The organism is Microcystis sp. M49636_WE2, assembly GCF_030065375.1.
GTDB classification, from domain to species: Bacteria; Cyanobacteriota; Cyanobacteriia; order Cyanobacteriales; family Microcystaceae; genus Microcystis; species Microcystis aeruginosa_C.
Map to the genome: position 1 here is coordinate 1 of NZ_JASJFG010000241.1, position 4522 is coordinate 4522.

Consider the following 4522-nt stretch of genomic DNA (forward strand, 5'->3'; position numbering starts at 1 on the left):
TAATTGATTAGTTCGCTCTAGATAAAAAACAATTGACAAAAATCGCTAAATGCCTTTCTATATAAGGGTTCCATCCCTTATAACCCCCGTCCATTGCATAACACAAACCGAAGAGCCAGAAATTATTGGTTGCTATGCGCGGAGATAGGAGTCGTCAATCAGCTAAAAAACTTTGGGGCTAGTTTACCAGGTGTTTACCGACAATGCGCGGTTGCTTACACAGACTTTTGGGAGTCCTATAAGACAGTAATTCCTAGTAAACGTCATCGACCGGTCGGAAAAGAAACTGGTCAAACTAATCCTATTGAAAGATTAAATAATACCTTTCAACAAAGGATTTCTCGGCTGGTGAGAGAGAGTCTATCTTTCTCTAAAAAAATGGAGAATCACGTTGGGGAGCCCTTTGGTATTTTATTCATGACTACAATGCACAGCAAAGCAAAGGATTAAGCCGCCATCACTACTACCGAATCACCACCGGTTTAGAGTGGACCGGCAGATTTAATGGGAGCGAGGGGGACAAATTGACCATTTTTGACCTGTAGAATCAAGTAGCGGCGATCATCAGGATTATTATTCATGTTGCGGACACCATTCTGATCAAATGTAACAGTGCCAGTCATTCCTTCGATAGAAAAATCGTTTCTTAAAACTTGATTTAATGATTCTCGAGCGAATTTTTGTCCTTGTTGGTATAACTGTCGCAAAGCGGTGAGGATAACTTTAGTCGCATCGTAGGCCATGGGAGTGCGCCAAACATTGATCTTATTTTGCCAAAAACTGTGGATATAATTATCTTGTTTGAGATCATACCAAGGCACGGTGATAACTAAATTTTCTACTCCTTGTTTACCTTCTGCAAGGGTGAGATAACTTTGAAAAGTGGGTGAACCTAAAGTTACTAAGTTTAACTGTTGTGCGGGACGTTGCTTAAAGATACTGACGGCTCTTTTCAGATCGTCAATATAGGGAGCAACCATGAGAATATTTACTTGGTATTGAGCGATTTTTTGATAAATTTTCTCTTGATCTAAATTATTTTTTGGTTCGATATTGCAGTCAAAATCTGCATCTTTAATGACTTTTTGAAACTGCTGACCGAGAAGAATGTTTCTATATTTTTGAGCGAAGTTATAATTATCCCCAGAGCGATTATCGTAACAAATTAAATTAGTGGGGTTTTGGATAATTAGCTTGTCAGTTTGTTCGCGGATATATTCACTTAAGGTTGTGGCAAAAGTTTCCAGATCGGGAACCATTTTATATATATAGCCATTGCCAGAGATTTTCGGGGAAAAGCTGGTGGGAGATAGGGCAACAATTTTCCCTGGTACATAGATATCTTTGGCCGCTTCACTAGCAGCAGAAGCATTATGACCAACCACTGCTATGATTGACGGATCTTTAACAAATTTTTCGGCTCGATCTTTGGCATCTTCGGGGCTATTATTATCATTAGCGACCAGTACCTGTAGAAAGTGAAAATCGGGGTTGTTGGCCTGTTCATCGTTTAACTCCTGTTGCAATAAAGCAATACCTCGTAAAATTTCCTGAGCAATTTCTGGATTATTACCAAGAGGAACACTGGTGGCAATTTTTAAGGGATTTCTGTCTTGATAGGCCGCACGAGCGTTATTATAATAGATGCGAATCTCTGGATTATTGGGCAAGCGATCAAGGGATTGTTTAAAAAGCTGAATTGCTTGTTTATATTCTTTGTTTTTAAAAGCTTGTCTTCCCTGTTCAATAATGTTATCTTGTCGGTTTGTCTTTAATAATATTTCTTCACCTAAGCTAATTTCTGGGTATTTACTAGCATCATCGGAAAATACTCCTCCCCAATATAAAACTGATAAAATTACCAGAATACTTAAAATAAATAACAGAGCTTGTTTCCAGTGACGCAATAGACGTACAGGCCAACTTGGCTCATGATTTTTTCCCTTATTTTCAGGGGGTAAAGGTAAAATTAACGGTGGTTCTTCAGGATTTTCTATCAAACGAGGCAGCAAAGAAGAACTAGCAGCATCCACCTCAAATTCGTGTAATCTTAATTCTTGTCGAGCGATTGTTAAGGATTCTTGTAGGGATTTATGTTCAAGAAAATTGGGAAGAAAAACTTCTAGAAATCTCAAAGCAACCCGCACGGCGATGGGTTCTTTCATAACAATAATATGGGGTACTCCGATATTAGCCAACTGACGACCAATACCTAACCCATCGCAGGAATTACAGATAACAAGTTTTAAACCTTTTTTAACAGCTATTTTTAGGGAATTTCTTAAGTTATGTTCAGGAGATAAAGCCGTATCATTATCAATGATAAAAACTCCATCGTGTCCGTCGCTACTGGTTTGACTATGACCTAAATAAACTACAATATCCCATGGATTTTTGATCAACTCATTCTGAATATTTATCGTTGAAAGAGGAACTTCTGAACTAGGACTTAATATTTGTATATAAACCTTATCTGGGTTTCCTAGTGCCGTTTGCAAACTGGATAAACACAGGGAATTACGCTCGTTTTCGATGTCAATATTACCCAAAATTACTAAAACCTTAATCGGAGGAGTAAGGTTAATTATCGGAGGATTTCTCTGGATAGTAAGAGCAATTTCCACATCATTCCACCAATCCCGTAAAAAATTCCAACACTCCCAGGGAATTTGTTGTAAATCAAAGTGGGTAGTTTGGATAAAAAATCTTACTTCTGACTCAGTACCTATATGGAACAAGATACGATTTTGTATCGAACTCAGAGAACTGGAATTTAGCCATTCATTTAAGCTATCTTTTAAAGTTTGAGTGGCTTTTCTGAGGTTGTCTCTAGGATCACCTACCGCTGCATGGGTGATCATACTATGAGGAACGGTAATTCCTAAACTGGGTTGACTTTCTACCCAATGATAATAAGCTCGACGATAATTTTGCAAAGCGGCAGCAATGTCAAGGCTCGGGACTAATTTCCCCTCAGCAAAAGGTGCTATCAAGAGATGATTGTCACGAATTTCTAGAGTGACGGAAAATCCCGTTTCAAAACTGCCATCACCAATTTTCAAAATCACAACTCTGCTCATGTCTTTACCCTTGACATTTTCTGCTATCTCTATTAAATACTAAACTGCTCGGTAATGCTACTATCCCCTAAACTTAGGTTAACATTAAAGCGATCGTCGGCATCAGCTAGAAAATAAAGTTGCAGATAGCTATCTAGGGGTTTCTCCCTTGCTATTGCTTCTAAACTGGGGATTAATTGGCCTATTTCATCGCTAATTTGCAAAGATAAACCGGGGGGTAGCTTGGCAAAATTGTCCATGGCATAGGCACGAATTAAGACAGCAATTCTCTGGTGACTGGTCGATAAAACTCCCACCATTAAAGCGATTTTATAACCCATTAATTGACTACCCACATCGAGCATTTTGCGGATAGCAGCATTGGGATAATGAGGATCAATATTCCAGAGATATTCGGCCGCTTGCCAGCGAATAGTGTCATCTTGGGTTTGATGTTGTAGTTTTGCTAAAGCTTCCTCTGGGGTTAAATGTTCCGAAAATTCCACCTCTTTTTGACTAGCATACAGTTGTCTAATTTCTCGCTGAATATCTGCTGGAGATTCTCGGCTGCTGACTTTTTCAGCAGCCAACAAAAAACCCGGATTAATTGGACGATAATTGTCGATAGTGCTGAGGATTTCCTGCCATTTCTCTGTAATAATTCCCTGCAACCATTGACCCAGTTTTGTGGGGATTACCTCTAAACGCTGCTGATAAAGTTTTTCTCGCCATTGTTGATTATTCAACAAAGCTAACCATTGCTGAAAACTAACATCTAATCTCGGAGAATAGGGTGAAACTTGACCTAACTTTTTAATTAAATTTTCTGCTGTTGCTGGCGATAAGTTTGCTAAAGATTCGAGTTTTCCTTGTTCACTCTCTCCCTCTAAACAACTCTGCCAAAGAATATCTAAATCATCAATAATTTGCTCACTGTCCAAATAATATTGATGGTAAATTGAATCGTATTCTGCGAGATTTTTAACATCTTTTCTGGATATAAAACCCCAGATATTGAGAAATTTTTCTGCTAAATCTACCTGCACCCCTAGATAAAAATCTGCCGCTAAATCGGGAATATCAACCCATTCTTGCTCTATTGTCAATCCCTCAATGTCAATCGCTTGACTGGGAATAGTAGTCACTTTTTTATCTTGAATTTGCCAAGTAAACCCGTTAATAAACTCCCAAAGATACTGATGGTTTTCGGGTATTATTTGAATGGAACAATCAAGATTATCTTTCAGCCAATTGCTTAAGCATATTTGCACCAAGTAATTAATCAAAGCCTGATTTTTGGCGGTTTGATTAGAGTATTGACTGAGAATCGATCGAGCTTGTTTAATCTCTGTTTCCGAAAAAGTTAGCCAAAGGGATTTCGGGTTAATTTGTTGCAAAATATCGAGGTTGACTTTCATGGTATCTCCTAACAGATTAGATTTGAGTTAAGTAGGACTGACAAA

2 protein-coding genes and 1 pseudogene are annotated in these 4522 nt (G+C 38.3%); 1 reads left to right on the forward strand and 2 read right to left on the reverse strand.

Annotated elements, in window-relative coordinates:
- Positions 1 to 140: 140 nt before the first annotated feature.
- Positions 141 to 431: pseudogene (locus PX484_RS05785) on the forward strand (IS1 family transposase); the annotation flags it as partial.
- Positions 432 to 482: 51 nt separating this feature from the next.
- Here PX484_RS05785 and PX484_RS05790 read toward each other — a convergent pair.
- A complete protein-coding gene (locus PX484_RS05790) occupies positions 483 to 3080 on the reverse strand; it encodes an ABC transporter substrate-binding protein (protein ID WP_288103127.1) in 2598 nt (865 codons plus the stop codon).
- 32 nt (positions 3081 to 3112) lie between these two features.
- On the reverse strand, positions 3113 to 4477 hold the full coding sequence (locus PX484_RS05795; protein ID WP_287766496.1) for a DUF1822 family protein: 1365 nt from the start codon (positions 4475 to 4477) through the stop codon (positions 3113 to 3115).
- Positions 4478 to 4522: the final 45 nt, after the last annotated feature.

Bases quoted from the DNA above. Each gene is read 5' to 3' on its own strand.
- PX484_RS05790 (WP_288103127.1), bottom strand. From the start codon at position 3,080: ATGAGCAGAGTTGTGATTTTGAAAATTGGTGATGGCAGTTTTGAAACG.
- PX484_RS05795 (WP_287766496.1), bottom strand. From the start codon at position 4,477: ATGAAAGTCAACCTCGATATTTTGCAACAAATTAACCCGAAATCCCTT.